At 54.0% G+C, this 18,186-nt stretch carries 13 protein-coding genes; 4 read left to right on the top strand and 9 right to left on the bottom strand.

The annotated features are described in order from the left end of the window. Window positions 1-150: 150 nt before the first annotated feature. Entirely contained in the window at window positions 151-1,260 is a 1,110-nt protein-coding gene (zapE, locus tag G516_RS0105935; RefSeq protein ID WP_028292883.1) for a cell division protein ZapE, read from the top strand. Here the strand turns inward: zapE and G516_RS0105930 are convergent, their stop codons facing one another. Both G516_RS0105930 and G516_RS23745 read right to left on the bottom strand, forming a co-directional pair. Then, window positions 1,261-4,305, bottom strand: a complete 3,045-nt coding sequence (locus G516_RS0105930; protein WP_028292882.1) for a CheR family methyltransferase — start codon at window positions 4,303-4,305, stop codon at window positions 1,261-1,263. 3 nt (window positions 4,306-4,308) lie between these two features. After that, window positions 4,309-7,032, bottom strand: a complete 2,724-nt coding sequence (locus tag G516_RS23745; protein WP_169449499.1) for a sensor domain-containing protein — start codon at window positions 7,030-7,032, stop codon at window positions 4,309-4,311. A gap of 422 nt (window positions 7,033-7,454) precedes the next feature. On the opposite strand from G516_RS23745, the gene G516_RS0105920 reads away from it, so the two are divergent. Continuing rightward, on the top strand, window positions 7,455-9,860 hold the full coding sequence (locus G516_RS0105920) for a methyl-accepting chemotaxis protein (protein WP_028292881.1): 2,406 nt from the start codon (window positions 7,455-7,457) through the stop codon (window positions 9,858-9,860). 81 nt (window positions 9,861-9,941) lie between these two features. Here the strand turns inward: G516_RS0105920 and G516_RS21255 are convergent, their stop codons facing one another. The 5 genes from G516_RS21255 to G516_RS21245 form a co-directional block, all read right to left on the bottom strand. Then, a complete protein-coding gene (locus G516_RS21255; protein ID WP_211225068.1) occupies window positions 9,942-11,033 on the bottom strand; it encodes a PhnE/PtxC family ABC transporter permease in 1,092 nt (363 codons plus the stop codon). After that, the gene (locus tag G516_RS24935) at window positions 10,964-11,473 is read right to left on the bottom strand and encodes a PhnE/PtxC family ABC transporter permease (RefSeq protein ID WP_211225067.1); all 510 of its coding nucleotides are present in this window, start codon (window positions 11,471-11,473) and stop codon (window positions 10,964-10,966) included. Before G516_RS24935 ends, G516_RS21255 begins: the two co-directional genes overlap by 70 nt. A 3-nt stretch (window positions 11,474-11,476) precedes the next feature. Then, a complete protein-coding gene (locus tag G516_RS21250; RefSeq protein WP_084644897.1) occupies window positions 11,477-12,226 on the bottom strand; it encodes an ATP-binding cassette domain-containing protein in 750 nt (249 codons plus the stop codon). A 28-nt stretch (window positions 12,227-12,254) separates the two neighbouring features. Next, a complete protein-coding gene (locus G516_RS0105905; RefSeq protein ID WP_028292880.1) occupies window positions 12,255-13,124 on the bottom strand; it encodes a putative selenate ABC transporter substrate-binding protein in 870 nt (289 codons plus the stop codon). A gap of 502 nt (window positions 13,125-13,626) precedes the next feature. Further along, the gene (locus tag G516_RS21245; RefSeq protein ID WP_051218991.1) at window positions 13,627-14,775 is read right to left on the bottom strand and encodes an alginate lyase family protein; all 1,149 of its coding nucleotides are present in this window, start codon (window positions 14,773-14,775) and stop codon (window positions 13,627-13,629) included. Between the two features lie 233 nt (window positions 14,776-15,008). On the opposite strand from G516_RS21245, the gene G516_RS0105895 reads away from it, so the two are divergent. Together G516_RS0105895 and G516_RS0105890 are read left to right on the top strand one after the other, a co-directional pair. After that, window positions 15,009-15,371 carry a hypothetical protein gene (locus G516_RS0105895; protein ID WP_028292879.1) on the top strand — a complete coding sequence of 121 codons (363 nt, stop codon included), beginning with the start codon at window positions 15,009-15,011 and terminating at the stop codon, window positions 15,369-15,371. 60 nt (window positions 15,372-15,431) lie between these two features. Further along, window positions 15,432-15,701 carry a hypothetical protein gene (locus G516_RS0105890; RefSeq protein ID WP_169449498.1) on the top strand — a complete coding sequence of 90 codons (270 nt, stop codon included), beginning with the start codon at window positions 15,432-15,434 and terminating at the stop codon, window positions 15,699-15,701. 58 nt (window positions 15,702-15,759) lie between these two features. On the opposite strand, the gene mnmH is transcribed toward G516_RS0105890, so the two are convergent. Beyond that, window positions 15,760-16,875 carry a tRNA 2-selenouridine(34) synthase MnmH gene (gene mnmH, locus G516_RS0105885; RefSeq protein WP_036534809.1) on the bottom strand — a complete coding sequence of 372 codons (1,116 nt, stop codon included), beginning with the start codon at window positions 16,873-16,875 and terminating at the stop codon, window positions 15,760-15,762. Further along, complete coding sequence (selD, locus tag G516_RS21240) at window positions 16,875-17,930, bottom strand: selenide, water dikinase SelD (protein WP_036534804.1); 1,056 nt, start codon at window positions 17,928-17,930, stop codon at window positions 16,875-16,877. The genes mnmH and selD overlap by 1 nt, the downstream gene beginning before the upstream one ends. Between the last annotated feature and the right edge of the window lie 256 nt (window positions 17,931-18,186).

Raw genomic sequence — 18,186 nt, 5'->3', positions numbered from 1 at the left:
GTATTCGATTTGTGGGCGGGATAATCTTTTTCCCGCTGCTTTGGCTGTCAGTGTTTTTTTGGTGTTCTACAATCCCGCCTGTTTTCCCCGTCATCTTCTGATTGCGGGGCTTTTTATTATCTGTTTGTTGCTGATTTTGTTTTCTGCCTGATGCCAATCACCGAATATTTCCAACGCCACAATATCCAGCCCGATTCTGCTCAGCAGCAGGTCTGCGACAGCTTGTCCATGTTGATGAAACGGGCGTCCAGCCAGCGCGCTGGCGGCATCGGACGTCTGCTGTCGAAACGCATGAAAAGCGCCTATGTGTGGGGGCGCCCCGGGCGCGGAAAAACCATGCTGATGGATGCCTTGGTGGCCACATCGGGTCCGCAGGCACGTCGTGTTCACTATCATAATTTTCTGCGTGATTTGCACGAGGGCATGAACGCCAACATCGGTCAAACCGACTATCTGACCATGATGGCGTATGAGCTGGCAGACAGCTGCGAGGTGTTTTGCCTGGATGAATTTCACCTGCACGACGTTGCCGATGTAATTCTGTTCGAGCGATTCCTGAAAGTATTGCTTGAGCGCCAGGTGTTTGTGGTTCTGACGTCAAATTACACCCCCGATGACTTGCTGCCAGACCCGGATGTGCACCATCGAGCACTGAATTGCATCGCCATGATTCACCACCACTTTGAAGTGATGACGCTGAACGGAGAACGCGATTACCGTTACCGTAATTTGGGATGCGCGATTGACGATTGGCCGGAATTTCATTTGGCGCCAGTCTCCCTGACGGCCGATCAAGCCATTGCCAATACACTGGGCTGCTCGTTGCCAGATGAGTCAACATCCCAGGAAATACCGCTTCGTAATCGCACTATGCCTGTTCGCTTGTGTCGCCCAAGAACGGATGAATATCAATCGGTTGAGTCTGGCGCAAACGAGACGGAAGAAATCAGTAACAACGAAGGGCTGGTTTGGCTCGATTTTGAAGAAACCTGCGTAGGGCCAAGAAGTCACCTTGATTACCTGCAGCTTGTAGAAGCTTTCGATACGCTGGTGCTGACGGGCATCTTTCATAAACAGCTGGAAAACCCGAATGCACTGCGTCGGTTTATCTGGCTGGTGGATGTGGCTTATGAATACCGGCGCCGGCTGTTTATCAGTTCAGAGGTGCCGATCCTGGAACTGCTGGAGAACCCGGCGCTTGAGGAAGACACCAGCCGACTGATCAGTCGGCTGGTGGAAATGAAGTCACCGGGGTGGTGACTAGCTCAGTCCCTCGATCACTTCGGTCATACGATGACGCTCAATCACATAGTCGATACTGCGCACCAGCAGTGGGGCAGATAACTGATCCTTGCTGAGGAAATCGTAAATACCTCCGACGCCAAAATCGAAGTCCTGCCATACGTCAGATAAGCCAGACAGCACAATGATCGGTGTGCGAATGCCCTGATTGCGCAGCTGTGCAGCAAAGTCGGCGGCGGTGGTGTCTGCCAAACGATAGTCGAGCAGGAAGACGTCAAAGTCTTCGCGCTTGGCGGCGTCCAGCGCGTCCTCGGCGGTTTCGAAGTCATCAATAATGAACTCACGATTGTCCGTTTCGTTCAGTAAACGACGTACCAGTTTGCGGTCGACCAGGTCGTCATCCACCAACAATACCTTCACCCGAATCGGCGATGCCGGTTCTTTACCAGCGGCGATCATGCGGTCACCCATGGCCTTGCGCAGGGTTTCCTGAGTGCGCCGCAATTCTGACTCGATGAACTGCTGACGGGAAATGTTGGTGATGGTTACCAATACGCCGGAAACAACCTGAGGGTGCCCTTTGTAGTACGGCAGGATACGAACCAGTACAGCGTGGCCGTTGTGGGCGCTGGTGCTTTTGACAATAGCGCCTTCACCCTTGCTGACCTTGGCAATGTCGTTGAGGAAGTCCGGGTAATCCAGTTCATGGGAAATGTGGTGGAACGGACGACCAATATCGGTACCGCGCAGGTGAATGTAACGAGCGGTTGGCGGCGTGAACTTACGGATGGTCAGATGCTCATCGAGGAAGGCAATGCCGATGTCAGTGGCGTTCATGACGCTGTCGAGGTCGCTGTTCACCTCGGTCAGTTCGGAAATCTTTTCCTGATATTCGCTGTTAACCGTGTACAGTTCTTCGTTCACTGACTGCAATTCTTCGTTGGTGCTTTGCAGCTCCTCGTTGGCCGACATCAATTCTTCGTTGGCCGATTGCAGTTCTTCGTTGGTGGTTTCCAACTCTTCAATGGTGACTTGCAGGTGCTCCTGCTTCTTGACCAATTCCTGCTCAAGGTCACGAATACGCTGACGGCTCTGCTCGGTAGCGTCAAACGACACCTTCACCTGATTGGTGTTGGCGGTCATGTCGGCGCTTTGAGGCAAGAACTGCAATACGTAGAACGTAGGGCTGTTGCTGTGCTCGGGATCGCGTACGTTGAGCACGGAAATATCGATGCTGTGCTGGTGTTCGGTGTCAGCACCCATCACAACGTCTTTGTAAAACACGTCTTCGCCGTCTTTTTCGCAGCGATATAGTGCGGTTGAGATGGCAATACTCAGCTCGTCGTTCACCATTTCCTTGATGTTATGGCTCACTCGGCCCGGACGAATGCCTTTTAGGTACGGAGATACATCACCGTACAAATGAATGGCTTCAAACAGGTCGTTCAATACCACGCAGTTTGGCGCATATTGCTCGAGAATACGCTCAAGAATGGCTGACATCTGATTTTTTCCGTTGCTGCGATTGGGCCGGAAAATGGTCGATACCGGAGCCATGGCCTGATTGGCCTGAGTGTAGGCAATGCCATCGGCACGCCGCGGCGGTGCACTGCCAATAGGCACGCGCTTGTTGCTGACCTTGGCGAAAATCTTGGCGCGTTCGTTCAGGGTATCAAAGTGTGTGCTGAGTTCGCCCAGCGACTCCGATGACCCCAGGAACAGATAGCCGTCTTTCTTCAGCGAGAAATACAACGACGCCAGAACCTTCTTCTGTGCCGCATGCTGGAAATAGATCAGCACATTGCGGCACGAAATCAGGTCGATGTTTGAGAACGGGGGGTCCTCAATCATATTGTGAGCCGCAAAGATCACCATCTGGCGCAAGCGCGAGCTGACCACCCAGGTGTCGCCTTTGGGTTCAAAATAATAGTGCAGGCGTTCTTCCGGGATGTCCTGAACGATGTCCTGATGGTAGCGGCCAGCACTGGCTTCGACGATGGCTTGCTCGTCGACGTCGGTGGCGAACACCTTCACATCACAAGTGTAACCCTTGTTACGAATGTGTTCGTCGACCAGCATGGCTAACGAGTAGGCTTCTTCGCCAGTGGAACAGCCTGCAATCCACAAACGGACGTTGTCCTTGTCTTTTACCGCCCGTTCAACAATTTTGGGTACTACGTCCCGTTCAATCAGGTCGTAGGCTTCCTTGTCGCGGAAGAAGCGGGTAACACCAATCAGCAGTTCCTTGTTAAGGATCTGGATTTCCTTCGGCGACTCCAACAGGAAGCGCAGGTACGCATCCAGTGATGACAGCTGATTGATGGTCAGGCGGCGCTCAATACGGCGGGCAACGGTAGAAGCCTTGTACTGGCTGAAGTTGATCGAGGACTGATCTTTCAGCAGTCGGAATATTTCCGACATGGTTTCTTCCGCCTCATTCAAATGGAAGCGGATGGATTTACCCTGATCGGTGCTGCGTGCCATGTTGATGTAGTTGACCAGGTTCGGACCCATTTCCTGTGGGGTCAGAACGAGGTCGGCGAGGCCTGTGCGATAGGCGCTGGTGGGCATGCCGTCGAATTTGGCCGAGCCGGGTTCCTGGATGATCACCATGCCATCCGACTCTTTCATGGCCTGAATGCCTTTGGTGCCGTCACTACCGGTGCCCGACAGCACAATCGCAATGGCGTTGTGATGCTGATCTTTGGCTAACGAGCGTAAGAAAATGTCTATAGGGTGGTGGACATTGGCGTCTTTCATCTGTTCGGACAACAGCAAGCAGCCTTCGGCCATCAGCATGTTGGTACGCGGCGGCATCAGGTAAATGCTGTTCGCTTCGACGGTGATGCCATCGGACACCTGATGGATTGGCATATCAGTGTGTTTGGCCAATAGCTCGGGCATCATGCTTTTGAAGTCGGGGGACAGATGCTGGGCAATGATGTATGCCGCGCCGGTGTCAGACGGGACGTGCTTGAAGAACTCCTGCAACGCCTCCAAGCCGCCGGCAGATGCACCTATGCCAATGTAGTGGGACGGTGCGTTACCGTTTTCGTCGTTCACGAATCAAGCCTCCTGGCCAGGTTCCCAATGGTCGTCCTGCAAAATGGACAACTGGGTACCGGGATGTGAATCCGATACCAGATTGGGTAAAGAGTGTTGGTGCTTGAGCTTTTGGGTCAGCTCGGCTTCTGTCATGGGCCGATGATATAAGAAACCTTGATGGATGTAACAATTTCTTACCTTTAGCCAGTGACTTGTGCGGGTATCTTCGACACCTTCGGCAATAATGTTGAGCCGCAGGGTTTTCGCCAACGCCAGAATGGCCTCGACGATTTGAGCATCTTCCTGATCTTCCAATACATCCTGTACAAACGAGCTGTCGATTTTGAGGGTGTCGATAGGCATTTTTCGAAGGTAAGCAAGCGAAGAATAGCCGGTACCGAAGTCGTCCAGTGCGATATGAAAACCGGCGCTGCGCAGCTGCCCCAGGGTTCTCTGGGCCAGCTCGGTGTCATCGATCAGGGCTGTTTCAGTGACTTCCAGTTCAATCACTGACGGCTCGATACCACGGTTTTTGCACTCACCAATCAGTTCATCGGCCAGAAACTCATTGTGAAACTGCCGGCCAGACAGGTTCATCGACAAACGCAGGTTTTTACCCAGGTATTTTTGCAGGCGGGCCGCAGTGGCCAGCACGTTGTCCAGTAGCCATCTGGAGAAGTATTCAATCAAGCCGGACTGCTCAATCATTTTCATGAAAATATCCGGGCCGATGTGCGGGGCAGCCTCGCAGTTCCAGCGTGTCAGGGCTTCCATGCCAACAATGCGGCCCGTGCGGATGTCCACTTGTGGTTGATACACCACCGAGAAATCGTTGCGGCCTACTTCTTTTAATGACTGTCGCAGATGAATATGAAGGTCGGCGTATTTGTCCATCTCGCGAGTGTAAAACCGGTATTGGTTACGGCCGGCGGCTTTGGCTTTGTAGAGCGCAACGTCGGCTTGTTTCATTAATTGAGTGCTGCTGGTACTCAGGCCACTGGCGCTGGCAATACCCATGGAACAGGTAATATAGAGGCTACGCTCGAGTATCCTGAACGGCTGTTTGAATATTTCGATGATTTTGTCAGCAATCAAGTGCAAGTGGTTCTGATTGGTTAGCGAGCACACCAGTACCACAAATTCGTCGCCCCCCAGACGGGCAATGGTGTCGACTTTACGAAGGTTTTCTTGCAGTCGGGTCGCCACGGCTTTTAGCAGCTCGTCTCCAGCATCATGTCCCAGGGTGTCGTTAATGTGTTTGAAGTCATCAAGGTCCAGGAACATCAGGGAAACGTCTTCCAGGCGCTGAATATTTTTTAGCGACTCCTCCATCCGGTTGCTGAAAAACGCACGATTGGTCAGGCCCGTAAGCTGGTCCCGTTCCGCCAGGTTGCGCAGTGCCTGTTCGGTTTTAAGGTGATCAGTGATATCACTGAAGGTCATGATCAAGCCACTGACACTGCCCGTATCTGTATACAGATTGCAGGCGTTGGCTTTCACCCAACGGGTGGAGCCATAGGGCGTTTGCAGGCGAAATTCACCTTCGTATTTATCCTGACTGATCAACGTTGAACGGATCGACTCCAGAACAGTTTGACGATCGAGTTCATGGAGCGCGTTTATCCAGCCAATACCCAACGATTCAGAAGGCGATAACTTGGAATATTCACACCAGGTGTCGTTAACATAAGTACATTCCCAGTCGCGGTTTAACTGGATAATGCCAACCGGTGCAACATTGGTGAGCACCCGGAAACTGTAGTGAATGGCGCTGCTGCTTTCTTTGCTGAGGGAGTTGTCTGCGTCTCCCCGAAGCACCAGCACTCGCAGCGATACGGCACCCCGGTAAATGTCGAAATAGCGCACATCCACACTTGAGAGGGTTCCGTTGGTGTGTTGCAGGGTCAGGCCGTGCCAGGTATCCAATGTGGATTTTCTTGGCCGTAATTCGCGAGTCAGTGGCGGAGAGCCTGCGGGTAGATAGAATTCAATGCTACTGCCATTGATAACGTCTTGACCAATGCCAACCATGCTGGCGGCTGCCGCATTGCAGAATACCACCCGGTTGTCGTCATTGATGATGACCAAACCGTCAAAGGTATTGTTCAGCAGGTCATCGACATCCAGCAAAAAATCCCGTTCGCCTTGAAGGGTTTGTGCAGGCAGCCCCTTACGTTTGGAACTGTCAATAAAACGCATCACGGCCGATGCTGCTTTGATAAAGGGCTTGATGCGGCCTTCCAGCTTGGCTGAGCAATCTGAATGAGCGTTGCAGATAATCAGAACGGCATACAGACCGGTCTGGTCGCACACGGGTACCAAACTGTAATTGTGCAGTTCCGGGCAGTCTTTGGGGATTGGGATCTCATGGTTAAACGGCGCGTGCTCATTAAGGCAGTGGCCGAGAATCATGGGGGTGGTTAAAGATTCGGGGATGTAGGTGCTGTTGGAGGTGTTGGGTAGCTCGGTGGGTTTGCCGTCGATGGTTTGCAGAAAAATGCGAAAATCCCAATAAACCAGTGCATCGCCATCTTCTTGCTCTTCTTTATTAACCCGGCGCTGGTCGGCGTTGTAGCCGGTTCTGAGGTAGGCGTAACCGACTTCTGCATCGAGCAAAACCATCAGCTGTTCAATGCAGCAGGATAGAAAACGGTCAATGCCCTCAAAGCGGATCAGGTGTCGTTCAACGGCAGAAATGGCAGTTCTGAGCCCATGGTCCGAACGACGGTCCTGCAGGGCCGGCATTGAGCCGCTGGGTGCGCCAATATCCGAGCTTTGTAATGTGTCCCCATCTTGCGTGTGTTTCAGGTTCCGCATGCCGCACCAGGTCTTGTGTCTTCCGTGACCTACGAATGTATACGTCTGTATAACTCCGTCAACAACAATTTGTAAGACAATCTGATCATGTAACGTAAGATTCTGGCTAAAGGTTCAATAATCACCTGTGGTTATTAGCAATCTCGTCAAAATGCCGGGTTTATGGGGTTGGCGCATTTGATGGTAATCGAACTTATTATTAGATATGTAAAGCAATCCTCCAAAAACCGACTAGGCTCTTTGTGTGAATGGCGCGAGTGTAGTGTTTGGTGCGGTCAGGTGTCCAAATGTCGCAACCGCGTGACGTTCCGTTACCACTCTATTTATACGTCGGATTCGTGGAGTACAGGATGCCAGACTCTCTCAAACAAATGCTGGATGGCCGCAGCTTTGAATCAAAATTGCAGCTTCCCCTAATGGTGCTTGCGGTGGTGCTGGTTATCAGCTTTGCCGCCAGCTTTCTGTTTGTGTCCTTGTTGTCGTCCAATACACATACATTGGCTTATGAGGATTTACCGGGCCTCGATTACGTTTTGCAGGCCGACCGTGACTTGTACCAGGCACAAATGGCGGAACGCAGTTTGGCGACCATGGAGCCAGGAACGGCGGCGTTTAACGACATGGCCAGCTATTACCTGGAAAACATCGATCAGGCGCAAAGCCGAATCGTACAGTTCCGTGACTTGATGGAGATTCCTGAAATCAAGGCGCAAGGTGACGAGTTTCTGCGCTTGATTGATCAATGGAAGGTTGAAGCCGAGCAAATCAAAACCCTGTACAGCAGTGGCTATGAATCCGATCGTCAGGCTGCCATGGCATTGAGTTTTGGCTCTGGGTTGAAGAGTTTTGAAAACGTGCGGGTGATTCTTGATGAAATTACCGGCCCTGTGATCAAGCAAGCCTATGAGAACACAGAGGCGTCAGACCTGATTTCCTGGCTGGCTCGCGGCCAGCAGTTGTTGACGTTGGCACTGGGTTTGGTGGTTTGTTATCTGGTGATGCGTCATTTCCCGCCAGTCATCACCGCGCCGATTGTTGCCATGCTGGAAGCTATTAAAGGGGTTACCGAAAGCTCTGACTTTTCTCGTCGGGCACCGGTGACTACCAAGGACGAAATTGGCGCACTGGCCGAGCACTTCAATCGTTTGATGACGTCGGTGGAAGAATCCATTCGCGACTGCACCAATGTGGTCGAACATTTGGCTGAAGGTGAATTTCAGACCATGTCGGCCGAGCGCTATCGTGGCCATCTGAAAAATCTCGCGGTATCGATCAATAGCACCAGCCACTCGGTGTCGGCGGCGATGAAAGACATTAATTGCATCACCAATGAGTTGGCGGACGGCAATTTTGAGGTGCTGGAAAGAACCTCAGAAGACTCCCTGAAAGGTGAGTTTGGCGCCACGGTGACCAATGCCAATCGTGCCAAGCAGGCGATTCGAGGTGTGATTCGTTCAACCGACGTGGCGCTGAAAAAAGTCGCTGCCGGTGAAGTCACCGAGCCCATCGAGGCGAACTTTCCGGGTGAGTTGCAAGGGTTGAAAACCGGTGTTAACCAGACGCTGGTGGCGCTGAATGACGTCTTCAAAGCCATTGAGGCCATGATGGGCTGCTTGGCGGATGGCGATTTTTCTCATGCCGACCAAATGCTGGCTGGTGGCAAGCTACCAGGGCGTTATGGGCTTATCATCGAAAGCGTTGAAGCCGCCATGGCACAGCTCGATAGTGCGATTCAGGACATTGCCGGTGTGATGTCGAAAGTTGCAGAGGGCCAGCTGTCATCGCGGGTGGAATCCACCATGAAGGGCGATCTGGATCGCTTGAAGGTGAACATCAACAGCTCACTGGATCAGATTCGTCGAATCAATCATCTGATCAGTGCAAGCCTGTCGCAATTGGCGGAAGGTAATCTGGCGATGCGGGTGGAAGGGGATTTTCCGGGCGACTTCGCATCGCTGCGTTCGGATATCGATGCCACCGTTGCCAACCTGACCAGCATGATTGGTCAGATTCAGGATTCGTCCGGCGAAGTCTTGATGGCCTCCCAGCAACTCGACCAGGGCAGCTCGGACATCAGTAATCGTACCGAGCAACAGGCGGCTGCGGTTGAGGAAACCATGGCGTCGCTGGAGCATATTCGCGAAGCCGGTGTGAAAAACATTGAAGAAGTGGGCCAGGTTGTACGGGTATCAAAAGCCACCGAAAGCGCGGCACTGGAAGGCCAGGCGACCATGCAGAAAGTGGTGGGCTCGGTGCAGGATATCAGTGATTCCAGCAACAAGATTGGCTCCATCATTCAGGCCATCGATGGCATTGCCTTCCAAACCAACTTGTTGGCATTGAATGCCGCGGTAGAGGCCGCACGGGCTGGAGAATCGGGCCGTGGCTTTGCAGTAGTGGCGGGTGAAGTGCGTACGTTGGCCCGGCGCTCGACCGATGCAGCGCGGGAGATCAAGGAGTTGGTCAACGAGATCATCGAGCGCGTGGCCATTGGTACCGAAGTCGCTGAAGGCTCTGGCGATGTATTGCGCCGGGTGGTTGAGTCGTTCAATCAGGTTAATCAGGGGGTTGAGCGAATTGCCAATGTCATCCGCGATCAGTCGGGAAGCATTGGTGAAGTGGCCAGCGCCATGAAAACCATCGAAACCAACATTCAGGCAACCGCGGCCGTGGCCGAGGAATCGGCGGCATCCTGTAAGGTGATGTCGGAGCAGGCCAGTGGCCTGAAGCACCTGACCACAGCGTTTAACGTGTGATCCTGTCTTCAGGTTTTTGATGGGCTTTTGATGGGCTTTTGATGGGCTTTTGATAGAGAGTGATCGGGCACGAAGCCAATTTCAGGCTTCGCGTCCGGCTGGCCCTGCTTCAGCCAGTTTGCGCAGTCGGCGCGACAGGGCGTCGACCAGCATATTGAGGCTGGCGGCTACCATAATCAGAAAGAACGCCCGGTCGTAGCGAATCTCTTCAAAGCCGGAATCGATGTAAAAGCCCAGAGTGGCAATTCCCAGAATCCCCAAAATCGCGCTCTCGCGCAGAATCACTTCCCAGCGATAAAACAGCCACGCAAGCATGGCGGGTAATTGGTTGGGTGTTTCCTGATAGGCATAGCGAAGCAGCGGAGATTCGATGGCCGCAGTTTGAGTCGAGCTTGATTGAGCGCGCAGATGCTCGGCCTGACTTTTACCAGCCACCAGAAAACCAATCAGACCGCCATTATGGATGGCCAATGCCAATACCGCGGGTAACCCGGAAGGTCCGAACAGCAGCAAGAACAGGTACGCCAGAATCATTTCAGGCGTCGAACGCATCAGCAAAAGCAGCAGTTTGCCGGGCCAGCGGGCAGCGGCTGGAGCCAGTTTGGCGGTGCCCAGTGGGTAGACCAGCAACACCAGTAATAGCGTCAGGAACAGCGCCAATTGCGAAATTAGCAGGGTTTGCCAAAGCCCTTGCCATGCCTGGCCCGACAGCATTTGCCAATACCAGTCAATTGTACCGGTCCAGTCACCCTGTCGCAGTGGCGCAGGCCATATATCCCAGCTGATGAACTGCCACAAATAGCCGCTGTTAGTGAATCCAACGGTGTCGGGTAAGGCGAAAAAAGCACCGATGACATACAAGGGCAGCGCACGAGGCCGTAGCCAGTAGCGAATGGTCGCAATCAGCAGCATAAAGCTCCAGAGCAGAGCGGCGGCTTCGCTGTACTGGCCTTGTTTGAAGGCAGTTTCAAGATGGAACCCAAGCGTGGGCAACCCGATAAACCCCAGAATCGCGCTGGAGCGCAACGCACATTCAAAGCGATAACGGGTGTACTGGCTTAGTGCTGGCCAGGCCTGTGGGATGCGGGTGTAGACCCAGCGAATCAGGCGAGGTGCCTGTGGCAGGCTGCGTTCCGGCGTGTCGTTCTGCAACGCCAGGGTTTCTGCAAACACCTTGGCAAAGACGCCGGTATAGGGCGAATGGCCAGCAGCCCGGTGGTTGGGCTTAAGCCCCACACCTGCATGAAGATCAGTGCCCAGAAAATTTCATGAACCGAGCGAATGACGGCACAGAAAGCCCGCACCGGCCACCAATGAAACATCAGTGCGGTAAGCAACCCCAAGGGGGCTGCGATCACAACGGCCAGCAAGGCAAAGGCGACGGTGTGCATCAAGGCAGACAACAAACTACCGATGTCTTCCACCTGCGGTGTGATCATTCCCAGGCCAATACGACCCAGTTCCTGCCAGGGGGAAGTGGCGTGGACCTCGATGTCGGCAAAAGGCAACGCCATGGCGGCGGCGATGGCCAATAACGCAATAATGGCGGTCAGACGTCTGGCGCTGGATGCTGAGCGAAAGTAACGGGCGTCTGTTGGGAGTGTTTCCGACATGACTCAGTCCGCCGGTTTGCCGGGACTGACGCAGCTGAGCGGCAGGGAGCCTGAATGGCTGGTTGATGTGCTAAAAACGGGGGCGGGAGTATCAGGCGAGTCGCTGTACAGGGTTTGGTAATCCTGCTCGGTGAGAGACTGGGCCGGACCATCGTAAACCAACTGGCCCTGTTTGAGTGCCACAACGCGATCAAACAAGGCGCTAGTGAGCTGCGGGTTGTGCATGCACACCACGGCTGTTTGATGGCGCTCCAGAACCCACTTCAGCAAATCATGAGCCTGCTGCGGGTCGAGGGCAGAGACCGGCTCGTCGCCAAACAGAATGGGCTGCTGACGATACAAGGCCCGTCCCAAAGCCACTCGCTGACGTTGGCCGCCGGATAAACGATCGACGGATTTCCACAGCTGGTCGCTGAGGCCAAGTCGCTCCGCCAGCATCGATACTTCGGCTTTGGCTTGCTGCAGCGGTTTGATCAGATTCCACAACGAAGTCAGACGGCCATGACGGTGTAAACCGCCCATGAAAATGTTGTGGTAACTGCTTAGAACATCGACCAGGCCATCAGACTGAGGGCACAGGGCAGCCCGATCCGGGTCGATGCCATACAAATGGTTCAACAAGGTCGACTTGCCCGCGCCGGACGGGCCAACCAGTGCCACCTTTTCGCCCGACTCAATGGTCAGCGACAGGTTTTGCAATACCGGTTGTCCCGCATATCCCAGCGTCAGGTCTTGCAGTTGATACAAGCTCACGGTGTTGATGCTCTGTGCCGTCAGCGTATCAGTCGATCAGGCCAATGGCCTTGGCGGTGTCTTCAATTGGTTGGTAGTCGGCGTTGCTGGCCGGTACAAAGCTCTTGCGTGGGAAGCTGCCCAGCAGGTCTTCGTCTTTCATGTTCAGCAGTGCTTCCGTCACCTTGGCTTTGAAGCCTTTGCCGAAATGGTCGTTCACGTCACCGCGAATGGTCCACTGGTAATCCGGGTAGGTTGGCGTGGTCCAAACGACGCGAACCTTGTCAGTGTCAACACGACCGCTGGCAACCATGGTGTCCCAAACGCTGAAGTTTACAGCACCAATCTGGTATGCACCGGATTCAACCTGAGTCACGGTACGGGAGTGGTCGCCAGAGAAACCAACGCGGCTGAACAGCTCATCTGGAGCTTCATTGAAGGTTTCACGCAGGTAGAATTCCGGCATCAGGCGGCCAGAGGTAGAGCCTTTGGAACCGAAGGTGAAGGTTTTGCCTTCGAATTGCTTTTGCAGTGATGCCAGATCGTCAGTTTGTTCAATGCCAGTGTCGGTGTTGGCGATGATGTAAGACTTGAAGAACTGGTCTTCGTAGCCCTGGGCCAGAGCTTCAGAACCGTCCACCAGACGACGTGCCTGAACACCGGACAAACCACCAAACCACGCCAGTTGTACCTGGTTGTTGCGGAATGCAGTGATAGCGGCAGCGTAGGATTTAACCGGAATGTACTTTACTTCAACGCCCAGCTCATCAGACAGGTAGTTGGCGACCTTGCCAAAACGTTCCATCAGGCGGCTTTCGTCCTGATCCGGAATGGCGGTAAATACAAAAGTTTCAGCTTGGGCAACCGCCGCGGCGGCCATCAGGGCAGCAGACGCTACCAGACGTTTGAAGAGAGTCATCTCCGGGCTTCCTCACAGGGATGGATGTGATCACGCCGTTCAATAGGGCGCGTAAAATGGAGCGCGGAGTATATGAAATTAGCGGACCAAATGCTTGCCTTTCGATGCTAGGGACCCTCTGAATAACTCTGCACAGCTCTGCGCGAGTCCTGCAGGTTGTCAGAACAAGGCGGCGAATGCAGCGAAATGACGAGTCCTTTTCAAGTTCGCCAACGCTGTTCTGGCGAGCTGCAGGCCGCGCCCGAAGGGGATGACAGGGCATTGCTGATTCTGTGTCGCTGATTTTTGACTTGACCCGTCAGGCCTGCAAACCAGCTTCGTGACTCAGCTTCGCCCTGTCATCCAGAGCGGGCACCGAGTTATTCTGAGTGTCCCCAGGAGTTGGTTTGAGCCCTGCTTGAAATAAATAGGGCCATAAAACAAAACAGCTAGCGCCAACAAATGCTGGCGCTGGCCGTTAGTTCTTCCGGGGGTTCAGTCGAACACCCCGGGGTGATTGGGATTACTCGAAGTAGACCATGCACTCGGCAGGAATTTCGACGTCAGCCTCTTCTTCGCCCGGGTGTGTCCAGTCGGCCCAGCCAACGTTTTTACCCGGTTTGGTTGGTGACGTGGTTTCGAAGTCGGTGCCGTAAACCTTGTTGATGATGTATGGCTGCCAGGTGTCGTCACCTTCGGCCGGGTAGTCGGCGACTTCGTTCAGCCAGGTAAAGGCCCGCAGTAATGCCTGGTCTTCCCAGTTCCATACGTCGTAACCCAGACGGTCCAGCAGTACGGCTTGAGCAACAGCGCCTTGCAGGGCTGAGTAAACGTAGTTTTCCTTTGGTGGTGGCCAGCTGAATTCACCACCGCGGCGCATGTCATCCGGCAGTGCGCCATCGATGTTATGGCCTTCCTTGGTCGCGCCTACCGGGTTAATGGCTACCGGGTAGTCCGGTTCGTACTGCCACCAGTCGACTTCCTTGAATTTGAAGTCGCTGTAAAGGTCGCGGTCGCCAAGCCAGGCTTTGAAAATTTTCGCAGCGCGAGCAACTTCGGCTTCGTCTTGCAGGTAAGCCGCAGCAGCCAGGCGGCTGGCGCCGGCAAACGTGCCCCAGTTGTTCGGACGCACTTCATGGGTCGATACCAGAGTCTTGCCGGATGGGTATTCTTTCACCATCACTTCTTCCAGCCAGGCTTTGAATTTGGCGTCTTTCTTTTCTGGCAGTTTCACCAGATCGGCTGCCAGTACATAGGCAATCAGCTCCTTGCCCAGCGCCAGTGTGGTGCCGTCTTCGTTGTCTTCGCTGCCTCGAATGTTCATGACCGACTTGATCACGTCCTTGCGAATATCCTCGTCGCCAGTGCGGGCATAAATCAGTGCCTTGGCCAGAACGTTGGTGTTGGTCTGGTCATCCTGATCGGCCAGGTTGCCACCGCGGGTTTTTTCCTCTGCCGCTTCCAGCATGTTTTCCCACGCTGTGCCAGACGTTGGCAGGCTGTTCAGCTCGTCAGCATCAATCCACAAATAGTCGGTTGGAAAGGTCGGGGCACCCGGATACGCCGTGGTGTCGTCCAGATCCGTGGCGGCGCTCGCCAGTGGCGTGATCATCAGCGCGGCGGTGATCGCCAGGGTGCGTCTGATGCCTTGGTGCAATGCAGGCAGTCTCATTATCTATTCCTTGTGAAAATGAAGGAGCGTTCAGAATAGGGACGATGTCACTATGAAACTGTGATCCAGATCAGACCTTTTCGTAGGATGGTCGGACAATCAAACGATCTGTGAGGTAATTCACGAATCGGCCATTTACTGCAATAAATAGCCATCTCTCTGGCGCTTTAGGGCTTGACGTTGGAGAATCGCCCGACAATGACACATAACTCTTCATAACAGGAATCGGGATCATGAAATTCATTTGGTTACTGCCGCTCTTGCTGGTGGGCTGTGCCAGTCAGCAGTTGACGCACAATTACTCTGGCGATGTGCACTTGCAGCGCATCGTTGTGGATTTACAACCACTGACGGGGGCGAACGATGAAGACAAGAGCCTGCTTGCCAAGCTGGGCGAGATTCAACGCGTGGTGCAGGCCATCGAAGATGCGATGGACGAGGAAGAAACGGCGCGTTTGATTGAGCAGCTGACTCAGTTTGAGCAAATCATGTTTGATGGGGTGCGCAACGCAGCGGGTATTCCTTTAGTCAAGGAAGAGGCCATCAGTGTGACCATGCAGCATGGTGACCAGAACGAGCTGATTAACATCACCTGAGAGTACCCGGAGTACAATCAGGATTACCTGACCTTGCACGCCAGTGTCGATTATCCGTACATGGAGACCACATCCACGGGGTTTGGCCTGGGCACCCGTTCCGAAACCTACAAGGTTGAGCCTGCCATGACGGTGGATATTCGCGGACACCTGGATGAGGATCGCCTGTTTTGGGATCAGTCGGTGCGCTATAGCTCCAGCAAGAGTTTTACCGTTGGCACTGACTATGTTCTGGGTATAGCGACAGACCGTATTGAGGACGCTGATGTGTTTCTGATTCCACTGGCTGAGGGTTTCGCCAAGCAGTTGCGGAAAGACTTGAAGAAGTAATCTGTGGCAGACCGGATGCTGGACTGCCCGGTTGGCGGTCCAGCATCCGTTGTTCGGCTCAGCGCATAGCGGCCAGAAACGCGGAAACTTCCTCGCGATTGCCTTTGAACACCACCCGGTCGAGCTTTTTCTGAAGCTGGTATTCGTACATGGGGTCGTAATAATCGACCAGCAGGGCAGTAATCCAGCTTTTGTGCTGTTCTGAATCGCCGTTTTTATGCGCTTGCAGGGCGCTGTCGAGTTGTTCGGACAGTTGCTTGTAGCGTACACCGCCAAGGCGTTTGCTGACACGTTGCAGAGAATCCACCAGGTCGTGGCTGAAGCGTGTAAAGGCGTCGTCTTCGCCGACCTGGGCTTGCCAATCTTGCAGCTTCGACAGGATGTAGTTGTTGAAGCTGTGCTCAATGCGCTCTTCCAGCGATGTTTCCAGCAGTACTACCGGGCTGTGGTTAAGCGATTCACGGAATACCGGCGGCAAGGCGCAGCGGCCAATCAGCATGCTTTCGTCTTCAAATACCGTGCGCAGGCCTTGTTTGCCGGCATCGCTGTGTTCTGCTTTCAGCATGGCAACGGCGAGGGCGTTTTCGAAATCCAGCTGACTGGGCTGGCCGTCCGGGCGTTTACCAAAGGCGGAACCAAAGTGGTTGGCCAGGCCTTCCAGATCAATGCTGTTGGCCAGTGAATTCAGCAAGCCGGTTTTGTTGCAGCCAGTTTTGCCGGCCAGCACGACCTTGGGCATGTCACGGCATTGACGTTCAAATTCGCCCAGAATCCAGGTCCGCATGGCCTTGTAGCCGCCGGTGATCCGTGGGTAGTCGACACCGGCTTCGCTGATCCAGCGCTGTACCGTCTGGCTGCGCAAACCACCGCGCCAGCAGTACAAATAGCCTTGTGGGTTTTCTTCGGTAAATTGCAGCCACTTGTTTAGGCGCTCTTCCTTTACCTCGCCTTTGACCAGCTGGTGGCCCAGCTTGATGGCCTCGTCCTGACCAAATTTCTTGTAGCAGGTGCCAACCTTGGCGCGCTCCTGATCGGTCATTAGTGGCAGGCTGACGCTGGTAGGGAAAGCGCCTTTTTTGAATTCAATCGGCGCCCGGGTGTCGATCATCGGAATATCGTTAAGAAAGATATTCAGAAAATCGTTGGTATCCGGACGCGCAATCTGGTCGCTCATCAGAAATCTCCAGTGACTGACACAAACGGAGCGCTGCTGTCCGTGCGTTCGACCAGTTGGCCGATGACCGAGTTTTGAGCGCCTGCGTCTGCCAGCAAAGCTTCCAGCGCAGCCGCCTGAGCAGGGCTTACGGCAATCAACAAACCGCCCGAGGTTTGCGGATCACACAGCAGGTTTTTAACACCCTCTGGCATCTCGGCCAGTTTGTGGCCATAGCTGTCCTGATTGCGCAGGGTGCCACCAGGAATCGCACCCTGAGCAAGGTACTCGGCCGCTTCCGGAATCACTGGCACATTGGCCAGTGTGACGTCGGCGTTAACGCCACTGCCTTCACACACTTCAAGCAGATGGCCCATCAGGCCAAAACCGGTGACGTCAGTGATGGCGTTTACACCATCCAGCTGGGATGCCTGTGCGCCTATGGTGTTCATTTGGCACATGATGTCGCGGGCCAGATGGGTATGCTCGGGCTTGAGAATTTTCTTCTTCTGGGCGGTGGTCAGAATGCCAATGCCGAGTGGCTTGGTCAGATACAGCAGGTCGCCTGCCTGGGCCTGATTATTCTGTTTCAGCGCGGATTTGGTAGTCAGACCGGTGACGGCGAGGCCAAAAATAGGTTCCGGTGCATCAATCGAATGCCCGCCCGCCAGCGGAATACCTGCATCGGCACAGGCCTGACGGCCACCGTCTACCACTTGCTGTGCCACTTCCGGGGCCAGCTTGTCGATTGGCCAGCCTAAAATGGCGATCGCCATCAGCGGTTTGCCGCCCATGGCGTAGATATCACTGATGGCGTTGGTGGCAGCGATACGTCCGAAATCAAATGGATCATCAACGATCGGCATGAAAAAGTCTGTGGTGCTCAGGACCACCTGATCGTTGCCAATGTCGTAGGCGGCGGCATCGTCCTTGGAGCTATTGCCAACCAGCAGGTTGGGCGAATCCGGCAGGTTCAGCTGGGATGCCAGAATCTTATCCAATACTTTGGGAGAAATTTTGCAGCCACAACCGGCACCGTGGGAATACTCGGTCAGACGGATAGGGGATTCAGACATCAAACGTGCTCCAGCGGAATTTTTCAGCGCGAAATCATACGGTGAAGTGGCGAACTTGTCAGTGCCGGCATGCCTGCCGTGTATCTGAGGTGTGGTTAGAGTGCGTCTAAAGTGTGGTTAGAAAGTGGTTTGTGGGTGGCAGAGTGTGAGGTTCAGGATGCCAGCTCTGGTTTCAGGACGTTTTTCCAAGCTCTGTTTTCTGGCTCTGTTTCCAAACTATGCTTTCAGGCGAACGATCAGACAAAAAACGGCTCGG

It is taken from the genome of Oceanobacter kriegii DSM 6294 (assembly GCF_000422845.1).
Classification (GTDB): Bacteria; Pseudomonadota; Gammaproteobacteria; order Pseudomonadales; family Oceanobacteraceae; genus Oceanobacter; species Oceanobacter kriegii.
This window is presented reverse-complemented; position numbering and strand designations above follow the sequence as displayed.